A 19,938-nucleotide genomic window follows, 5' to 3' on the forward strand; every position below is an offset into this window, starting at 1 on the left:
AGGCTCCTTAACCTTTCATCCAGGCTGGATCACGCACCATCACTGGCAAGCGATCACGGCGGTTATTCAGATCAGGCAGTGCATTGAGCAGGCCGCGAGTATAGGGGTGCTGCGCACTATCAAGATCACCAGCAGCAATGGACTCCACCACTCGCCCGGCATACATCACCAACACCCGATCGCAAAAGCTGCGCACCAGATTGATGTCATGACTGATAAAAATCAGCCCCAAGCCGCGCTCTTGAACTAAATCATCCAGCATCGCCAACACCTGCAACCGCACAGACACATCCAGTGCCGAAGTGGGTTCATCGGCGATCACCATTTCTGGCCCAGTGATCAGCATCATGGCTATCATGATCCGCTGCCCCTGACCGCCAGAAACTTCATGCGGATACAGGCGATACACCCGCTGAGGCTGGCGAATACGCACCACTTCAAACATTGATAGCACCCGCTCCCGCGCCTCCTGACGCGACACTTTATGGTGTGCCAGATAAGCTTCCGCCACCTGATCGCCGACGCACACCACCGGATTCAAGGAGTATTTCGGGTCTTGCATAATCATCGACATCCGCTTGCCGCGCACTTCGCGCATTTTGGCTTCATTGGCGCGCAATAAATCCACTTCAGCAAAGCGCAAGGTGTTGGCATGGATTTGTGCACTGGCGGGATGCAGTTTCAGCAGTGCGCGCCCTACTGTGGATTTGCCTGAGCCGGACTCACCGACAATCGCCAGTTTCTCTTTGCCCAGCGCAAATGAAACGCCGCGCACCGCGTCAGTCACCTGTTTGCCATTAACGAAGCTCACCCGCAGGTCATCCACTTCCAGCAAAGGCACTGATTTACTCTGTTCTGGGATCGAGAATGTCACGTAGGCCATCTCCTAAGAAGTTAAACGCCAGACTGTTTAGCAGGATCGCCAACCCAGGGATCGTCACCAGCCACCAGCACTCCATCATGTAACGGCGACCGCTGGAGATCATCGCCCCCCACTCAGGATCCGGTGGCTGAGCCCCCAAACCCAGGAAGCCCAAGCCCGCGGCGGTCAAAATAATACCGGCCATATTCATGGTGATACGGATAATCACCGACGGCAGACACAGCGGCACGATGTGACGCAGCAAAATACGCAGCGGCGATGCGCCCTGCAATTTCACCGCCGAGACAAAATCGGCATTGCGTAGCGAGAGAGTTTCGGCTCGCGCCAGACGGGCAATCGGCGGCCAGGCGGTCAGTGTTATCGCGATAACCACATGCTCCAGACCGGGGCCCAAAGCTGCGACGAATGCCAGTGCCAGCACCAAACTCGGGAACGAGATAAAAATATCGGTAATACGCATTAAGATGCTATCGACCTTGCCACCGAAGTAACCAGCGACCACGCCAAGTAACAGCCCGATAGGCCCGACCGTCACCGACACCAGTGCCACAATGTACAAAGTAGTACGCGCACCATAAATCAGGCGGCTGTATTGATCCCGGCCAAATTCATCAGTACCAAACCAATGCTGGCTACCGGGAGCCTGTAATGCATTACCGAGATCTTGTGCCAGCGGATCATGGGTTGCTAGCCACGGCGCAAAAAAGGCCACCACCAACAACAAGCCAATAATGGAAACACCAATGGCAGTAAGCGGGTTTCTCATTAAAGTGTGGAAGAAGCTAACTACCCGCCGTAGCCCGCGCTTCCAACCCTGATTTTTCATTTCAGGGCGTGCCACGACATTATCGGGTTCAGAGGAAAGCATCATTGATTCGTCCTCGGGTCAAAGATCTGATACAGCATGTCAGACAGTAAATTCAGTGAAACGAAGATCAAGCCAACCAGCAGCACGCAGCCCATCACCGCATTCATGTCGCCGAGCAATAAGCTGCCTGTCAAATACGAACCAAAACCGGGCCAAGAGAAGACGGTCTCAATCAATACCGCCCCTTCCAATAATGAGCCGTAAGCCAGCGCGACAACCGTCAGTAATTGCACCAGAATATTGCGAAAAGCATGGCCCCACAGCACTTGAAACTCAGACAAGCCTTTCACTTTGGCGGTAATGATGTATTCCTGCGATAGCTGCGCCAGCATAAAACTGCGGGTCATACGACTGATATAAGCCAATGAGTGGAAGCCAAGAATGGTGGCCGGCAACAGCAAGTGATTGACCGCACTGCGGAATACTTCCCACTCGCCCGCCAGTGCCGAGTCAATCAGCAGTAAGCCAGTGCGCCGGTCAACTAAACCGTCATAGGCCATATCGACCCGCCCGGCACCGCCCACCCAATTTAACCAAGCATAGAACACTAATAGCCCCATCATCCCGACCCAAAAAATCGGGGTTGAATAGCCCGCCAGGCTGATAAAGCGCACCACATAATCAGCAAATTTGCCATGGCGTGCTGCCGCCATAACCCCCAGAGGAATGCCCAGACCGGCTCCCACCAAAATAGCCATAGTGGCCAGTTCAATGGTTGCGGGGAACACACGAATGATGTCATCAACCACTGGGCGACCCGTGAGCAAAGCATTGCCGAGATCACCGTGGATAAGTGAATTAAAGTAGATAAAGAACTGTGTCCAAAGCGGCTTATCAAGCCCCAGTTGCAGATAAACCTGCTGATAGGTACTTTGATCGGCATCCTGACCGACTATCGCCAAAACCGGGTCAATCGGCATGACCCGGCCGATAATAAACGTCAGGATCAATAAACCGAATAGAGTCACGGCTACCTGAAAAAGGCGCTTTGATAAACGCCGCGCGATGCCATGCGGTGCAAACCAGTCTGAAACCTTCATGCTATCCTCCCGATACGGGCAAAACACACGGGTGCCTTGCCCTAGGTTTAGGTTGCTTGCCGTGAATTATCGCTGCTTATACACCTGTAGCAGGCGGGTTGTGGTGGATGGATGCGGGACGTAATCAACTACGTCTTTGCGCAGCACGACGGAATCAACCATTTGTGAAATCGGTAAGATGGCCGGGAATAGCGCGTCGTAGCGCTCCTGTACTGCCACGTACATTTGCTTTTGCTTGGCCGGATCTTTCTCGATAAGCGCGTTATCAATTAATTCATTCAGCTGTTTATCGTAGAAAGAGGTGCGCCAGCCCTGGAAGTTGGTCAGCTTGGCGGCATCACTGTTATCCGGGTTATAGGCAATTGAGCGCAAGCTAGAATGAGGATGAGGATCAACGCCGCCACCGCCACGGCCCACCAGCATATCGAACTGGCGATCCCGCATGGCACCATAGACCTGATTACCGGTGCCGGTCAGAATTTTGGCTTGGATTCCGGCTTGAGCCAGTGTGGATTGAACCGCAGTGGCGACGTTGATAAATGGCGGATCAGACAGCACCCGCAGGGTGGTGGTGAAACCCTCGGGATAACCCGCTTCCGCTAGCAGCGCCTTGGCTTTCGCCACATCAAGTTTATAGCCGGGATCGGGCAGTGTGACATCCATCCCTTTCTGGATCGGGCGTTGATGGAAGATCCCATAGCCCGGCATGATAGTTTTATTAATCCCATCATAATCAATTAAATACCGCACCGCTTCGCGCACCTTAGGATTGGCGAAATGCGGCTCTTTCAGGCTCATAGCAACATAATAAATGGTGCCGCGCTGAACTTCATCGACTTGAATTTCCGGGTTATTTTTCAGTGCATTAATATCGGGCACCGACATGCCACTGGCAATATCAATATCCCCTTTTTCAATCATTAACCGTAGCGCTTGCGACTCCGTCATATGGCGGAATATCACCCGCTTCATTTTGGCGTCACCTTGCCAGTAATTATCCACCCGGCTGATACGCAACACATCTTTTGCCTGCCAAACATCCAGCTTGAATGGCCCTGAACCCGCTTCATTGGTGGTCAGCCAACCATTGCCCCAATCACCATTTTTCTCATGTTGCATCACCGTGGCGCGATCAAGAATCGAGCCACTGCCCAAGGTTGCCAGCGAATAAATCACCAGCTTCGGGTCGGTCGGCTTAGGTAGCTCAATCTCCACCGTGAGGGGATCTTTAGCGCGGATCAACTGCTCCACGTTATCGGCAGTAAAGCCGTAGGATTTCCAAGTCGTGGCTTGCGCCAGATTCAGATGCATCAGGCGATTCATTGACCAGGCAAAATCGGCAGCCGTCACCGGATTGCCAGAGTGGAATTTCATTCCCTCACGCAAGGTAAAGGTGATTAACTTGCCGTCGTCACTGATTTGCCACTCAGTGGCCGCACCGGGCAGAACTTTGCTCGGCGTGTGTGGGTCCAATTCCACCAAGGAGTCATACAGATTAACAATGATAGAAACGGCATCATTGCCAGTCATGGCGGCCGGATCGAGTGACAGCAGGTTGTTCATATTCATGCCAACAATCAGTTGGTCATTGGGTGTTTTAGCCATACTGACGCCAGCCGACGTCAGGGTAATCAGTAGGGTAAGGAGGAGTGTTCTGACTATTATTATCGCGTTCATGGACCATTCTCCGGTAAGAAAAGGCGAGATCTGAATGCTTGTTTTTATAGGTCGAAATAATTTTTAAGCCGCGAAGAAATTATTCAATGGCCTCAAGAACGCAGGGTATTGGCTGCGATATAGTCGAAGTTAATATCCTCGCCTAATCCTGGGCGCGTCGGTAACGAGACATAACCGTCACTGTCCATCGGGTCGATGATGCTGTTGAGGTAAGCAGCGGGCTCATCGTAATCAAGGAATGGATGCAGTAACCCACGCTCATACCAGCGGCAGTTACGGATGGCACCGACAACCGCCAGATTTGGCGCGCCATTACCGTGAATCTCACAATCCATGCCGAAGGATTCCGCTAAATGGGCCACTTTCAAGCAAGGCGTGATGCCGCCTACGCCCTGAACACCGGCACGTAAAATATCGCAGGCACCGGCTTTCACCCAATCTGCACGGCTGAAGTATTTCCCCGCCAGACTTTCAGGCCCGATGATGTCTATCTGTAGGTTTTCCCGCAGCCAGCAATAAGAAGCCATGCTCTGCTCTTCCATCGGCTCTTCAAACCAGCTGAAATTCAGTTTTTGCAGTTCGCGGCCAATATAGAGGGCATCACTACGGCTGTACCAATGGTAGCCATCCAGCATCAAAGCAATATCTGGCCCGACGGCTTCACGTACCGCAGCACAGGCGCGGACATCCATTTGTGGACTTGGCGCAAAGGAGACTGGCGGCATCCAAGTATGCAACTTAATGCCCTTATAGCCTCTGGCGACCAATTGCTCGGCAAAACGCGCATACTCATCCGGGGTGGATAGCCCACCCGCGAGCTCATCACCGCACATGGTGCTGCCGTAGGCCAATACTTTGTCGCGATAACCGCCCAGCAATTTATAGACTGGCTGACCCAATTTGCGCCCCAGCAGATCCCAAATAGCCTGCTCAGCGATAGCCAGTGCCCGGTCGGTTAACTGATTGGCGCTGCCGCGCTGCCAGTGGACTAAGTCATTCCACAGCCGCTCGCGGTCAAACGGGTTCTGCCCGATCAACACTTTCTTAAAGAAGCTGTCGATGATGTGCGGACGAATCACTTCCGGTGGGGCGAATGCATAGCCACAGTCACCTTCGTCAGTGGTCAAGGTCAGCATGGCCATTTTTGCCAGTGATTCCTCACCGGGGTGCGAATGCCCAGCGGTATCAGAAACACGCCGGGTGGGATAAGAAAATACAGTGACGTCTACGGATATTATTTTCACCTGATTACCTGCCTTTAGAGTTCATTTCGTTTTCAGTCGGAACAGTGATTGCCTCGCTGATATCTCCTGACTAAATGGCCGCTATCCCTGTGAGCTCAAATCGTTAATCCCTTATTTTTAATGATGATTTATTCACGCTTAATATTAAAACGACGGATCTTTTAAAATGGAATTACATTTCACTTAACCAGTATTGGAGATAACTGTCGATTAGTCATTAGGAAATTGGCTGCAAAAAAGACAATAAAGGCAGGGTTTTTTGGGCAAATGCATAAATTATTGTGAGCCCCATCACGATGAAATAGGGGAAAAGTGTCCGACATCACAAAATGCGCGGGAGGGGCGTGGGTCACCATCCTTATTCATGCTGCTGCCCAGCGCCAAATTTGCTTTTTTTTCAATCAATAGACAAAGGCTATCTCAACGATAGGCAAAGCTGCCCCACTAGCTTGATAAAGGTCAACCATCACTCAGCACAGCCCAGAGATAATCCCACTCAATAAATAAGGTTATTGACAGGATAAAAACCCTATACCCAACATTATTGGCATTGCAGTTCGGTAGCAGCCAATACGAAGGGGATAAATGTGAAAGTGACTTATCACTTTCCACACAACAAAGGAGTGCTGCTGTGATAAGAAAATGGCTAATTGGCGGAGGTATATTAATAGTTGCAGGTTATCTGGGTGTAGCTGGCTATATCTACATGACGGATAACGCGCGCAGTAAGGCATTAATCAGCGAGGAAAAACTAATAACCAACGATGCAATCCCCTCTGTGAACAACACCACACTAACCAACCAACAAGTCAGTAATTTGTTTTATCAAAAGGGCTGTGATTATTGCCATACAAGCAGTGCATCCCTGCCGTTTTATGCTGTTATTCCGGGCGTGAAGCAATTAATGGATTACGATATTCAACAAGGCAGTCAATATTTTTCATTGGAACCGACCTTATTGGCTATTAAAGAAAATAGAGCCTTACCAGAGGCTGATTTAGCTAAAATCGAATCGGCCATTGCCCGCGAACAAATGCCACCACAACGTTTTGAAGTTTTGCACTGGTCTTCTGGCATCAATGCCGAGGAACGTAATCAAATTCTGGATTGGGTAAAATCACACCGGGCAGAGCATTTCCCTTCAAACAGCAGCAGTGACATGAAGCACCTGACATTGCAGCCTCTGCCGGATGCCCTGCCAGTAGACAGTAAAAAAGTCGCACTAGGTTCGCGTCTCTTCCACGACCCAAGACTCTCCAGTGATAACACCGTCTCCTGCGCTAGTTGTCATTTGCTAACAAAAGGTGGGGTTGATAATCTGGCAACCTCGACTGGGGTTGGCGGTCAGAAAGGCGGAATTAATGCCCCAACAGTCTTCAATGCCGTATTTAATGTTAATCAATTCTGGGATGGCCGCGCCGTTGATTTACAACAGCAGGCTGGCGGGCCACCACTTAACCCGGTAGAAATGGCCTCAGCTTCATGGGATGAAATCATTAATAAGCTGCAACAAGATACTCAGTTGACTCAAGAATTTGTTCAGGTTTATCCGCAAGGTTATTCCGAACAAACAATTACTGATGCCATCGCTGAATTTGAGAAAACCTTAACCACACCAAATAGTCCTTTTGACCGCTATTTGCGAGGGGATACGAATGCCTTAACTGCCAGTCAGAAAAATGGCTTGGCGTTATTCCAGAAAAATAAATGCGATACCTGCCACGTCGGTAAAAATCTTGGCGGGCAGTCTTATGATCTGATGGGATTAGCGGGTAATTACTTCGCTGATCGACCAAGAGAGCTGACTGCTGATGACCATGGGCGTTTTAATGTCACCAAAGATCCCCGTGATATGCACCGCTTTAAAACACCGGGTCTGCGTAATATTGCACTGACAGCCCCTTATTTCCACGATGCTCAAGCCGAAGATCTAACTCAAGCGGTCGAGATGATGTTGAAATATCAGGTCGGTACTAATCTGCCACCACAGGATGTTCTAGATATCGTCGCGTTCCTCGAAAGTCTGACCGGGGAATATACGCCTTATAAAGAATAAGTATTAATATCAAAAGTATCCGCAGAGTGGTTTATCTGCGGATATCCTTCCAGTGACTCCATACCTTCCTCACACATATTCAGCATTAACTGCCAAAGTTAGTCTCAATCAATTTAGAATAGATAGGAATTTTCTTGTAAGTGACTGGTAAAAAATGAGTTTACGATAAAAGACGTTGCCTAAAAATAAGACCTCAGGCTATTCTCATCCTTACTTATAACAAAATGTAACAGAGATTACCCAAGGGAAATTAAGTATGGATCGCCGTACACTTTTAAAATCATCAGGTTTATTACTGGGTGGATTAACGTTAGGTAGCTTTATTCCTAGTGCTCAGGCAAAAAACACTAAAATAGCTTCACAAGTACTGATACCCAGCGAGCAGCAACCACTATTACTTAATTTTAATGAAAACTCGTTGGGAATGTCGCCTAAAGCACATCAGGCGATTATTGATGCTCTGCCCACCGCATTCCGCTATCCCGATGCAGCCCGCGAAAAATTGATTACCAACATCGCGACAGAATACCAACTTAAAGACGAAAACATCTCTCTGGGAAATGGCTCTTCAGAGACTATTCAGGCGGTAATTCAGGCAGTTATTCGTCAGGCTGAGCAAGATAATATACCGATTCAACTCGTGGTACCGGACCCAACGTTTAACTATGCCGAGCTCTACGCCAAACCTTTTGGTATCCCGATAGAGAAAGTGGTTTTAACCCAAGAAATGGCATTCGATCTACCGGCAATGCAAAAGAAAGTCGCTGATTTTAATGGCCGTTCGATTGTCTATCTGTGTAATCCTAATAATCCGACAGCCACTATCACCCCATCAAATCTTATTGACGACTGGGTTAAAAATGCCACACCGGAAACACTGTTTATTATTGATGAAGCTTATGCCGAATTTGTAAGTGATCCAGCGTTTCGCAGCGCCATTGCATTAGTTCAAGCAGGCCACAAGAATCTCTTGGTGACTCGAACATTCTCGAAAATATTCGCGCTGGCGGGCCTAAGGATTGGATATGGTATTGCACATCCGCAGCTGATCGCAGCAATAGAAAACTTTGTCTCACTGGATAACACCAATACCGCAGGGGCCGTTGCAGCGTTAGCCTCGTTGCAGGATAAACCTTTTGTGATACAAAGCCGCCAGTCAGCTGATCTAGCTCGCCGCATAGTGACTCAGGCACTTGACCAATTAAAATTGGCTTATTTACCCTCTCAGGCTAACTTTATCTTCCACCAAGTGCCCGGAGATGTAAAAACCTACCAAAAACGAATGAAACAATATCATGTCTTTGTTGGGCGTGAATTTCCCCCTGCAGTTGGTTGGAATCGCCTTACATTAGGGACACCAGAAGAAATGACGGCCTTTGTCTCCGTACTGAGAATGTTCCGGGCTAACGATTGGGTATAACCGCCATTATTTCGTGTTATTAATGGATAAAGGGGAGGCTATTTCCTCCTCAATCACCCTACAAATGCTTTTATAAAAATAACAGGAATAAAAATGAAGAAATTATCTCTGGGCATCATGATCGTGGCATTACTCAGCAGCCAACAAGTCTTGGCAAAAAGCTGGCAAGAAATAAAACAGAGCGGGGAATTGCGTATTGGTGTTCCCGGTGACTATGCCCCTCTGGCATTTCACGATAAGCAAGGGCAACTCGTTGGTTACGATATTGATATGGCAAACTCTTTGGGTGAGAGTCTAAAACTTAAAGTTAATTTTGTGCCAAGTAGCTGGCCAACACTGTCGGAGGATTTAGCGGCCGACAAATTTGATATTGCCATGGGCGGGGTGACAGAAACGCCTGGCCGTGCCGCGCAATTTGCATTATCCAGTCCGGTGGTCAAAAACGGCAAAATTGCCTTAGCCAACTGCCAACAAGCTAAAAAATTCCCCACACTCGATGCTATCGATAATGAAGCAGTGAAAGTCATTGTGAATCCCGGTGGCACTAACCAATCTTTTGTCGATGCTAATATCAAGAAAGCACAAATCATCCGCACCAAAGATAACGTCGCCAATTTGCAGGGTGTCCGAGATCAGAGCGCCGATATTATGTTCACTGATTTAATTGAAGGGGATTATTACCAGAGCAAAGAGCCGGGGATATTTTGTGTCGCCACACCGGAAATATTGCCCGGCACCGGCAGCTATAAAGTGTATATGATGGCAAAAGATAATCAGCCACTTCTTAGCGCAGTTAACCAGTGGTTGAGTGGCGAGACAAAATCCACCTTAGCCCACCAGTGGAATATTTCCGAATAGGCGGCCATTAATTACCCGCTATTTTTATCTTAAAATCATTGAAGCTACAGGTAGGCAGTCAGTAAATTCAACCCTGTAGCTTCAAGTAATTTGGGTTTAAGCCGTTAATCCGCCATCTAGCACTACTGCCTGCCCCGTCATATAACGGCTATCATTGCCTATCATAAAGGCACTGACTCGAGCGACTTCTTGTGCGTCACCTAAACGCCGCAATGGGATCTGCTTACGTAATCCTTTTAAGGCATCGGCAGGCATATTGCGCGTCATATCACTGTCGATTATCCCCGGCAGCAAGCAGTTTACCCGAATACCAAAGCGGCCCATCTCAAGTGCCAGTGAGCGGCCAAGGCCAATCATTGCCGCCTTACTGGCCCCATAAGCACTCTGTCCGATATTGCCTTTGATGGCGGTGACCGAAGACATCAGCAACACGGCACCCTCTCCCTGCATCATCATGGGCGGCAAGAGGTGCTTATTCCAGTAGAAAATGGCATTCAAATTGGTATCCATGACATTACGCCAGTTATCACCATTCTGCTGAATATGTAAGCTATCGCCAGTAATGCCAGCATTATGGATAACAGCACCGGGCGGGCCATATTTTTCTAACAATTGTGGGGCCAACGCATCAACATCGGCTTCATTGCTGCCGTCACAACGATAGCCAGTCACCCGACCGGGTAATCCTTCACAACTTTCGATGACATCGTGACTCTGCTGTTCACCCTGACGCCAGGTAAAAACAACATCCCACTCTTTGGCTAGCTCTTCAACCAATGCCCGGCCAATGCCACGGCTGCCGCCAGTAATTAACACCCATTGCCTGCTCATAATATTACTTCTTCTGCTCAGCCAGCTTCTGACAAAGCTCGCCTAAAGTCATGTCCGGGCTTTCCATAAACATTTCGGCATTCAGCGTGGCACCGAATTCGCGTTTTGCCAGCACCATCAATTCAACATAATCCAGACTGTCGAGTTTTAACTGATGCAGTGGCATTTCAGGTGACAGTGCCGACATTTCCAAGTCTTTGGCGTCACACAACATTTCACATACGGTGTCATAAACGTGTTGATACTTTTCCATGGTCTTATCCTTTTTTAATGCGCGGCTAATGGCCACGTTTTTAATGTTACAGCGGTGGTAATTAATGGCCCGATGTCGGTCCAGGCCTGAATAGCCGAGCGCAATATCCAGCCATCTTCAGTATTGCCGACCACCAGTGTCGGCTCGATGGCATAGTGCAGTGCGCTGCGGACAAATAAATTCGGCTGGTTGATGCGCAGTAGATCAGCACTGAAATGCACATCATGATGTGTCTGAATAACTGGCACATGCTTAAAAACATCAATCAAGGTTTCGGCCTGAATTCCAGGTAACACCTGTTTGGCCGTTGCCAGTGTTTGCGGAGCAGCAACCAACAATTTAAACAGCAGTGCATCGAAAAATGCCCAGCACTCAGCCGGTTGTGAGGTGTCACCGGGGAATTGCTGGCTGAGTTGATGAACCTCGTTCGCAGACAAAGAACTCCATTGCTCGCAGTCAGTCTGTACCAACGCAGGTGCACTGCGTAGCTTGCCGTTAAAGCAACTTTCGCCATTATCACTGTCGAACAAATTGCCACTCACTTGCCCCTGCGCCTGACTCAATTGCAACTGATACGGCGTATGACATAGCACCGGTTGGCGCAAGCGCGCGTTAAAACGCAGAAAATCCGTGTCGGGCAATGCGGTTAATAACGCAGCACTGAGCTGATATTTAATATCCAGCATGGCGCGCATTCCGTGGACGGTGAGTTGCTTCTGGCCTAACTGCTGCGCATGTTGCAGATCAAAGTGGATCGGGTTGTAGTCACCAGAAAACTCGGCCCAACGTTCGGCATCACTGAGGTTGTAGTTGTAATTAAACGACGAGTTAAAAGTCATGGTCATTCCAGCCCAATAACCAAGGCGGCATTCGCTCCGCCAAAACCAAAGCTCAGGTTCAGAGTGTTACGTAATACCGCGGAACGATGCCCTTCGCTGATGTAATCAAGGTCACATTGCGGGTCGGCATTTTTCAGGTTGCAGGTAGCAGGCATCATCTGATGTTGCAAAGCTTGCAAGCAGATAATGGATTCAAAGCTGCCTGCTGCTGCAATCAAATGACCCGAATAGGATTTGGTGCTGGATAACGGCGTGGTATAAGCCGCATCACCAAATGCTTGTTTGATGGCTTGAGTTTCATTCAGATCGTTAAGCTGAGTAGAGGTGCCATGCAGGTTAACGTAATCAATGTCATCGGCGCTCAACCCTGCCTGCTGCAAGGCATGCTGGATAGTTTTGACGCGAGCGACTTTATCTTCTGCCGGTGCGGTGAAATCAAAGGCATCGGAGTAGTTACCGTAACCTTTTATCTCGCCAAGGATATGAGCGCCACGGGCAATCGCCCCTTCCCGCTCTTCCAGACACAGCACCGCCGCCCCTTCAGACAGTACAAAACCATTACGATCTAAACTAAACGGGCAACTGGCTTTGCTGGCATCTTCCTGCTCGCGTGCCAGTGCGCCCAAGATATCGATATTCCAGACGGCGGCATCACTGCGCAGTGATTCCCCCGCCCCGGCTAGCATCATAGAAGCTCGTCCACTGCGGATGATTTCAAAAGCATCACCAATGGCAATAGTGCCGGTGGCGCAAGCGGCGATCGGTGAGTTTTGATAACCACGCAATCCCCAATACAAGCTACAAGCTGCTGTCCCGGCATTCGGCATCGACAGGAAACAGCCGAAAGGTGTGCCCAGCCCGGTTTCTAAATAACCTTCATAGTTATCATGGGTTTCATCCTGACCCGCCCAGCCACTGCCGATGATGGTGCCGCAATCGAGTAAATCGTAATACTCCGCCGGAGATTTCTCGGCAAATGCCATCGCCATGGCTTCTCGTGCAGCAGCCAGCGCTAATCGGGCATAGCGCGGCAGGCGGCGGCGTATCGCGGCAGGTACCGCTTTCAAATTAGGTTCCGCATCAAGCAGGCCAAAAAATCGCGATTTAATGCCCTGCTCGGATTTATCGTAATAACGGTAACCTAATTGGTAATCCATAATGGCCGCCCAACTCTGCTGCGCGGTCATGCCCATTGGGGTCACACTGCCATAACCGGTTACTACAACCCGGCGCTGCTTAACGGTATTTGTCATGATTTAATTCCTTTACTGTCCCTGCTGTTATCCACACCGCCGCCTAAGGCTAGCCATAATTTCATGGTGGCATTCAGGTAGTTATATTGAAATTCGAGCAAACTGGTTTCACTGGTCAGCAGAGCGTCCTGCGCATCCAATAAGGTCTGAAATGAGACGGCACCTGCCTGATATTGGCTGTTAGCCAAGCTCAGCCGACGTTGGCTGAGTTGCAGGTTCTGCCACTGATTCTGTTTTTGTTGCTGATAACTCAGCCGTTGGGTCATTGCGTCATCAACATCTTTCAGTGCGCTGTAGACCTTGCTGCGAAAATCGACTGCCGCCAATTGCACCTCCAGCTTTGACTGGTCAATGGTGAGCTGCACGGTATTCCACTGTAAGAAAGGCAGTGCGCTGTTAACACTCAGTGTCCGGCTTGGGTTGCTGAACCATTGTGAAAATACCGAGCTACCGGCATCCAGCGTGGCGCCCAATGAAAGTGTCGGGTAGAAATTCAGTTTGGCGACATCCGAACCGGCTAATGCCGCACGTAAACGCCACTCGGCCGCCTGTACATCGGGGCGCTGGGCAATCACCTGTAATGGCAGACTTGTGGCGATCGGCACCTGTTGTTGTAAATCCAATGACTGGCGCTCGGTCTGACGATAATCGGGCGCGCGGTTAAACAGCAATGCCATGGCATTGCGTGCGGCCTCCCGCTGCTGCTCAAGACTGTGATACTGATTTTGACGATCCAGTAATGTCTGTTGCGCCTGTAATAGCTCGATTTCACCAGCATCACCCGCCGCCATACGCGAGCTCACGATTTTGAGGGTATCTTGCGCAATAGCCACCGCCGCCTGCTGGTAGCCCAACTGTTGATTGAATTTAGCAATCTGCCAGTAGAGATCCGCCGTGGTGCCAATCAATGAAAGTGCCGTTTCCTGCCGATCTTGCTCGGTTGCATTGACTAGCCAAGCCGATTGCTCACGGGCACGGGCTAATTTACCCCACAGATCCAGCTCGTAGCTCAAGCCGAATGAGGTGCTGTAGTTTTCTCGCGGCTGAGTATTTTCATGCAATGACCGAGTATTGCTGCCAGTACCCGTCAATGTGACCTCGGGATGCAAATTAGTATTCGTCAGCCCCGCCGTTAGGCGCGCCTGCTGCAATTTCAGCCCCGCAGTCGCGAGGTCATTATTGCTGATCAACATGCGGCTGATGTTTTCTGACAGTTGCGGGTCATCGAAATTTTCCCACCAGTGCACACTGTGGTGTAGGTAGCCGCCGCCGCTATCTTTGACTCGCCACTCATCAGGCACTGACAACATTGGCCGCTGATAATCACTTTTCAGTAAAGAGCCGCAACCGGTCAGCAGCAGAGTGAGAATCCCGGCATTAATTAATTTCATCATTCTCGTGCCAGCGCCTCGGTTGGATGCAAACGAGCAGCATTGCGCGCCGGGAAAAAGCCAAATCCCAACCCGATAAGCGCGGAGAAACTACAGGCCAACACTAACGGCGGCCAAGTGAAAATTAGGGTAAAGGTCTGGGTAACCCAAGAGAAAATCACCCCAGCCAGTGCGGAACCAACAATGCCAATCAAGCCGCCGAGGGTGCAGATGACCACCGCCTCAATCAGGAACTGAAGCATGATGTCGCTCGGACGTGCGCCCACAGAGAGACGAATCCCAATTTCATGGGTGCGCTCAGTCACCGACACCAGCATGATATTCATCACGCCCACCCCGCCCACCAGCAGAGAAATAGCGGCAATAGAGGTGATCAGCAGTGTCATGGAGTCAGATGTTTTCTGAATCGCTTTGCTCATCTGGTCATTACTCAGAATGAAAAAGTCCCGCTGACCGTGGGCTTGCTCCAGCAGCTTCTCGACATCTTGTTGCACGTCATTCAGCGAATAGCCTTCACGAACCCGCACCGAGATTGACTCCAGCGGGATATCGCCCGAAATCCGCTCGGTCAGCGAGGTATAAGGCATCCAGGCAGCTAATAAGCCACCGAATGATGAACTGCTCCTCTTGGCAACACCTATAACGCGCAGTGGGATGCCATCTAACTGCACAATGGCGCCAATCGGATTTTCTCCGGCAGCAAACAGAGTATCGCTGAGCTCAGGTTGCAGAATGACCACCGGCTCACGGGCATTCACATGACTCTGGGTAAAACCCTCCCCGGCCATAAAATTCAGCCCTTTGACCTGAAAGAAGCCGTCACTGACGCCAGAGAGCGCCACCATCACTTGTTTTTCACCCCGCACCGCAGCCACCATTTTGCTCACTACCGGCGACAAGCTATCGACATAGGGTTGATGGCGAAGCAGCTCAACATCTGCTTGTGAAAGTGCGCGTTCAAAATCAGGGCGCGGTTTATCCCAGCCCAGCCCTGGGCGAACATCCAGATTACTGGTACCCAGTTGGCTGATTTCATTTAGGATTTCCTGACGAGCGCCTTCTCCCACCGCCATGGAGGACACCACGGAAGAGATGCCGATAATAATGCCGAGCATGGATAAAAAAGCCCGAATGCGGTGCCCAAGCAGGGAGCGCCAGGCCATTTTTATCGCCTCTCTGACACTCAACCACCAGTGGGGGCGGCCGGTGGCAACCGTGGTCGGCAGCGCCGCATTAACTATTGCAGCACCGGTTGCCTCATTATTGCGATCAGAGATAATTTCACCGTCACTGATCTCGATAATACGCTGCGCCTGATTAGCAATATTGCGGTCATGGGTCACGATGATAATGGTGTGGCCGGACTGATGCAGGCCGTGCAAAATCCCCATCAGTTCCTGCCCACTGGCGCGATCGAGCGCACCGGTCGGCTCATCGGCCAAAATAATACCGGCACCATTCATCAGAGCACGGGCGATACTCACCCGCTGCTGTTGCCCACCGGAGAGTTGCGCCGGTTTGTGCAACAAATGCTGACCCAGACCTAAACGACGCAGCAAATAAGTGGCACGTTCCTGACGCTCGGCGGTGCTCATCGCGGTGTAAAGTGCCGGGATAACCACATTCTCGGTCGCCGTTAAGTACGGCATTAAGTGGTAGCGCTGAAAAATAAAACCGATGTACTGGCTGCGTAATTGTGCCAGTTGCTCGCTGCTGGCCTGCCGCGTCGGGATGTTATGAATCGACATTTCACCCTGCGTCGGCTTATCCAGACAGCCGATAATGTTCATCAGTGTTGATTTACCGGAGCCAGAAGCACCAATAATCGCCACCATTTCGCCGCGATGAATCGACAATGAGATATTCTTGAGTACCGCAACCGACGCGCTACCTGACGAGAAATGGCGATAGATTCCATCGAGTTGGATCAACGGGGCACGGTTAGCGTCATCACGATGAACAGTATTAATGTCCATTATTCACTCCCGACGGCACACCGATCAGTGCAACCTGCTCACCCTGCTCTAGCCCCTCTTTTACTTCAGCATATTGACCATCACGCAGGCCAATAGCGACCCAGCGCTCGGCAGTCTGTTGGCCTTTGATGACTTGAACTCGATAGCGTTTGTCGGCTTTGGGGTCTAAAGCCGATTGCTGTTCACCTAAAGCAGACAGTGGCACGCGCAGCACATTTTTAGCCTGTGCAGTAATGATGAAGACCTGCGCCGTCATTGAGGTGCGCAATAGCCGCTCATGGTTGGCAATGCTAAAGAGGCCGTTGTAATAAACTGCGGAAGGCTGCTGGTTGTTCCCTTGCCCAGCACTCTCTTCACGCAAACTGTCTGCGGAAGCTTCCTGAATAGCATCCATCCGACTCTCGTAGCGGCGCTCAGGGTCGGCGACCACATAGAACCACAGCGGCTGCCCGACACTGACTTTGAGGATGTCGGTTTCTGAAATCCGCGTCTGCACGGTCATGGTATCGACATTCGCTAAAACCATAATGGTTGGCGCAGTCTGTGAGGAAACAATGGTTTGCCCCTCTTTGGTGACAATCCCCAGCACTTCGCCGTCGATAGGCGCCATGATGCGGGTAAAACCGAGATTGGCTTTTGCGGTCTCTAACGCCATTTGGCTCTGTACAATTTGTGCTTCATTAACATGCAATTGCGCTAACTGGCTGTCATATTGCGCCTGTGCTTGCTCCAGTGCACTTTGCACCCCAGAACCCTCTTTTGCCAACTTCTGCTGGCGGCGGAATTCGAGCAAATATTGACGCAACAAAGCTTGAGTCGCCTGCTTTTGTGCTTGCGCGCTTTGTAATTCAGCTTCTGATTTACGTAATTCGTTTTGCTGCAACGTCGGGTCAATTTCAGCCAATAACTGACCACGAGTGACGCGGTCGCCCTGTTTGACATAAAGTTTGGTTAGCTGCCCGTTGACCTGTGCCCCGACATTGACCTGCAATGAAGGTTTTAAACTGCCGGTGGCCATCACATTGCGTTCAATATCACCGCGATCGACAGTGACAGTTAGCTGTGGCGTATCTTGCTTGCTACCAGATAACAGCAGCGCCGTAGCACCGCCGATCAGCAGTAAAACAATCATCAGCAAGGCCAGTGCTAGTCGCTGTTTTTTGTTCAACCTATTGATACGCATCAGTTAACCGCCGCAGGAGTAAGATGAGCAGATGCCGCTGGTTGAATGCAGCGCACCAGTTGGCCGTCATTTAAGCGAAAAACTTTGTCAAACATCGGCAGCACACTTTCACTGTGAGTCACGGTGATCAGCGTTTTCTGATATTCGCGGCAATGGCTCAGTAAAGTCTGCATCACCTGCTGAGCGGTATCTTCGTCCAGATTGGCCGTTGGTTCGTCCAGCACCAACACCGGGCAATTGCTGTACATTGCACGCGCCAGTAATAGCCGTTGGCGCTGCCCTAAAGAGAGTGCTGCATGACTTTCGCGCACCAGCGCACTGAGGCCTCCGGGCAATTTATCGATAACATGAGTTAATTGCAGACCTTGCAGTGAGCGCTCAATACGCTGGCGTTTTTCGCCATCAAGATGCCCATCAAACAAGGTGATATTTTGTAATACCGAGGCATTAAACAGGATATCTTCCTGACTTTGCAGGAAGAACAGTGCATGGGCCTGTTGAAAATCAACCGGTTCACCATCCACGATAACTTGCCCTTGCTGTGGCGGCATTAACCCGGCCATCACTTTCAGCAAAGTACTTTTTCCGGCCCCGGATTCCCCGACAATCGCCACGCTTTGCCCGCGTGTCAGTGACAGCGATAAGTCACGCAATACCGGCTGGCTGGCATCGTAAGCAAAGCGGATATTCTGATAAACCAACTGATGGTTAAACACCGGCGGAGCTTTTGGCACTGCCGGGCTGTTTTCTGCGGATACCGGCTGCCCAGCCGGGAACAAGTCGCGCGCGCGGATATCAATGACGTGCAATTGGTTTTTCTGCAAAATGGCATAGAAGATTTTGGTGATATAGGAAGTGAAAATTTCGCGCACAAAACTGTAGGCGAAAAACTCCCCCAGACTCAATGTCCCTTGCTTTAACAATGGCAACGCCAGCAGCATAAAGAACACCATTTCCAAGCTACCAATCAGTTGATAAAGGCTATTTTTGACCTGATCGTAGATTTTCTTCTTCTGTAATGCGGTGAACAGTGACAGCACCAAACCGGCAAACACCCCTTGGCGTTGGCTGGATAAACCGGCAGATTTAATGGTAGAAAAGCCCTGAATGCTCTCCAGAATGAAGTCGCTTTGCTCGGCCCCTTTCACCTGTAACTGCTGGGTGTAATAGCGGTCACGATAGATAGCCCAAATGCTGATAAGCCCCATCAGCATCACACCGATAGCCGACACCATTGCCAACAGTGGGCTCATGTAGCACATCACCGCCAACGCAATAGCGCCGATTATCCAGTCGGTGCGCAGGCCATTATCCAGTTCAATTTTTTGCGTGGCTGCCATTTGCCAGTTCGAGAAGCGGCTGAAGATGTCACCCGGCGCTCGCTTATCAAAGAAGTTAAGCGAGTGACTGAGCAAGCGCGAGAAACCGGCCACACTGTTAAGCACCACAAAGTGTTTGATATAGCGCTCAGTGATATATCGCACAGCAAAAGCCAATGACGTCGCAACCACAAAGGCCAATAGAAAATAGAAATAAGGGAAATCTTTATCACCGGCAGAGGAAAATACGTCATTAATGGCGCTGCTGACCATGGTCGGCATAATAAACAGCGTCAGAGAAATCAAGAATGCCAGCGTCATTAGCCAGTAGATGCCACGAATACTCGCCGTCTCTTTTAAGCTCATGCAGTCGAGCGCACTGAGTCGTTTGCTGTGTTGAATTTTCTTCACGGCTTCTGGATCAGCCGGGGTTTCGGGATCCAGCACCAGCGCATAACCACTGATTTCTGCTTTTAAGGCATCCATGGGTAGCAACTGCTGCCCAATAGCCGGGTTCATTACACAGACGTAGTTACCTTGACGATAGGCGAGCAGCACATAATGGTTGGCACCATAATGCAGAATGGCCGGCAGCGGTAACGCTGACAGCTCTTGATGCTCAAATACCACCGGATAAGCCGGAATGGCCAGCTCAGACAAAATAGTACAAAGCGTGGCCAGTGATGTGCCATGCCCAGAGGCAGGATAACGCTCACGCAAGCTTTCCAGTGGTGCATCGATGCCTTGCGTCTGTGCCAGCATCGCAATACAGGCCAAACCGCATTCATTGGTTTCGCTTTGAAAAACTAGCGTTGGGATTATCTTTTCCATTTTCTACTATTCTTTG

16 protein-coding genes are annotated in these 19,938 nt (G+C 50.2%); 3 read left to right on the forward strand and 13 right to left on the reverse strand.

The window, feature by feature from the left end; all coding sequences use genetic code 11:
* Window positions 1–7: 7 nt before the first annotated feature.
* The 5 genes from FTA96_RS19670 to FTA96_RS19690 form a co-directional block, all read right to left on the reverse strand.
* Window positions 8–883, reverse strand: coding sequence for an ABC transporter ATP-binding protein (locus FTA96_RS19670; protein ID WP_087817630.1), 876 nt, complete (start codon window positions 881–883; stop codon window positions 8–10).
* Window positions 846–1,709, reverse strand: a complete 864-nt coding sequence (locus FTA96_RS19675; RefSeq protein WP_050106621.1) for an ABC transporter permease — start codon at window positions 1,707–1,709, stop codon at window positions 846–848. Before FTA96_RS19675 ends, FTA96_RS19670 begins: the two co-directional genes overlap by 38 nt.
* A gap of 41 nt (window positions 1,710–1,750) precedes the next feature.
* The gene (locus FTA96_RS19680; protein WP_050106450.1) at window positions 1,751–2,791 is read right to left on the reverse strand and encodes an ABC transporter permease; all 1,041 of its coding nucleotides are present in this window, start codon (window positions 2,789–2,791) and stop codon (window positions 1,751–1,753) included.
* 66 nt (window positions 2,792–2,857) lie between these two features.
* Entirely contained in the window at window positions 2,858–4,396 is a 1,539-nt protein-coding gene (locus FTA96_RS19685; RefSeq protein ID WP_375541935.1) for an ABC transporter substrate-binding protein, read from the reverse strand.
* Window positions 4,397–4,560: 164 nt separating this feature from the next.
* The gene (locus FTA96_RS19690) at window positions 4,561–5,712 is read right to left on the reverse strand and encodes a mandelate racemase family protein (protein WP_050106452.1); all 1,152 of its coding nucleotides are present in this window, start codon (window positions 5,710–5,712) and stop codon (window positions 4,561–4,563) included.
* A 631-nt stretch (window positions 5,713–6,343) separates the two neighbouring features.
* On the opposite strand from FTA96_RS19690, the gene FTA96_RS19695 reads away from it, so the two are divergent.
* The 3 genes from FTA96_RS19695 to FTA96_RS19705 all read left to right on the forward strand — a co-directional run bounded on the left by FTA96_RS19695 (window position 6,344) and on the right by FTA96_RS19705 (window position 10,046).
* Entirely contained in the window at window positions 6,344–7,768 is a 1,425-nt protein-coding gene (locus FTA96_RS19695; RefSeq protein WP_050319076.1) for a cytochrome c peroxidase, read from the forward strand.
* 256 nt (window positions 7,769–8,024) lie between these two features.
* Window positions 8,025–9,188, forward strand: a complete 1,164-nt coding sequence (locus FTA96_RS19700; protein ID WP_145574678.1) for a pyridoxal phosphate-dependent aminotransferase — start codon at window positions 8,025–8,027, stop codon at window positions 9,186–9,188.
* 93 nt (window positions 9,189–9,281) lie between these two features.
* A complete protein-coding gene (locus FTA96_RS19705; RefSeq protein WP_186372907.1) occupies window positions 9,282–10,046 on the forward strand; it encodes a transporter substrate-binding domain-containing protein in 765 nt (254 codons plus the stop codon).
* Between the two features lie 96 nt (window positions 10,047–10,142).
* Here FTA96_RS19705 and FTA96_RS19710 read toward each other — a convergent pair whose 3' ends face one another.
* From FTA96_RS19710 to FTA96_RS19745, 8 genes are read right to left on the reverse strand one after another with little or no spacing between them, the layout of a single operon-like run.
* Entirely contained in the window at window positions 10,143–10,877 is a 735-nt protein-coding gene (locus FTA96_RS19710) for an SDR family NAD(P)-dependent oxidoreductase (RefSeq protein WP_050121473.1), read from the reverse strand.
* Window positions 10,878–10,881: 4 nt separating this feature from the next.
* Window positions 10,882–11,130, reverse strand: coding sequence for an acyl carrier protein (locus FTA96_RS19715; protein WP_004389134.1), 249 nt, complete (start codon window positions 11,128–11,130; stop codon window positions 10,882–10,884).
* A 14-nt stretch (window positions 11,131–11,144) separates the two neighbouring features.
* Window positions 11,145–11,969 carry a MaoC/PaaZ C-terminal domain-containing protein gene (locus FTA96_RS19720; RefSeq protein WP_145574681.1) on the reverse strand — a complete coding sequence of 275 codons (825 nt, stop codon included), beginning with the start codon at window positions 11,967–11,969 and terminating at the stop codon, window positions 11,145–11,147.
* 2 nt (window positions 11,970–11,971) lie between these two features.
* Window positions 11,972–13,222 carry a beta-ketoacyl-[acyl-carrier-protein] synthase family protein gene (locus tag FTA96_RS19725; RefSeq protein WP_050121475.1) on the reverse strand — a complete coding sequence of 417 codons (1,251 nt, stop codon included), beginning with the start codon at window positions 13,220–13,222 and terminating at the stop codon, window positions 11,972–11,974.
* On the reverse strand, window positions 13,219–14,613 hold the full coding sequence (locus FTA96_RS19730; RefSeq protein WP_314732605.1) for an efflux transporter outer membrane subunit: 1,395 nt from the start codon (window positions 14,611–14,613) through the stop codon (window positions 13,219–13,221). The genes FTA96_RS19725 and FTA96_RS19730 overlap by 4 nt, the downstream gene beginning before the upstream one ends.
* Window positions 14,613–16,589 (reverse strand): ABC transporter permease, encoded by a 1,977-nt coding sequence (locus FTA96_RS19735; RefSeq protein ID WP_145535006.1) that lies wholly within the window; start codon window positions 16,587–16,589, stop codon window positions 14,613–14,615. The genes FTA96_RS19730 and FTA96_RS19735 overlap by 1 nt, the downstream gene beginning before the upstream one ends.
* Window positions 16,579–17,772, reverse strand: a complete 1,194-nt coding sequence (locus FTA96_RS19740; protein ID WP_050150245.1) for an efflux RND transporter periplasmic adaptor subunit — start codon at window positions 17,770–17,772, stop codon at window positions 16,579–16,581. Before FTA96_RS19740 ends, FTA96_RS19735 begins: the two co-directional genes overlap by 11 nt.
* Window positions 17,772–19,922: a peptidase domain-containing ABC transporter gene (locus FTA96_RS19745; protein ID WP_145574687.1), complete on the reverse strand. Its 2,151-nt coding sequence runs from the start codon at window positions 19,920–19,922 to the stop codon at window positions 17,772–17,774. The genes FTA96_RS19740 and FTA96_RS19745 overlap by 1 nt, the downstream gene beginning before the upstream one ends.
* Between the last annotated feature and the right edge of the window lie 16 nt (window positions 19,923–19,938).

Origin of the sequence: Yersinia alsatica, from assembly GCF_902170305.1 — a bacterium.
Classification (GTDB): Bacteria; Pseudomonadota; Gammaproteobacteria; order Enterobacterales; family Enterobacteriaceae; genus Yersinia; species Yersinia alsatica.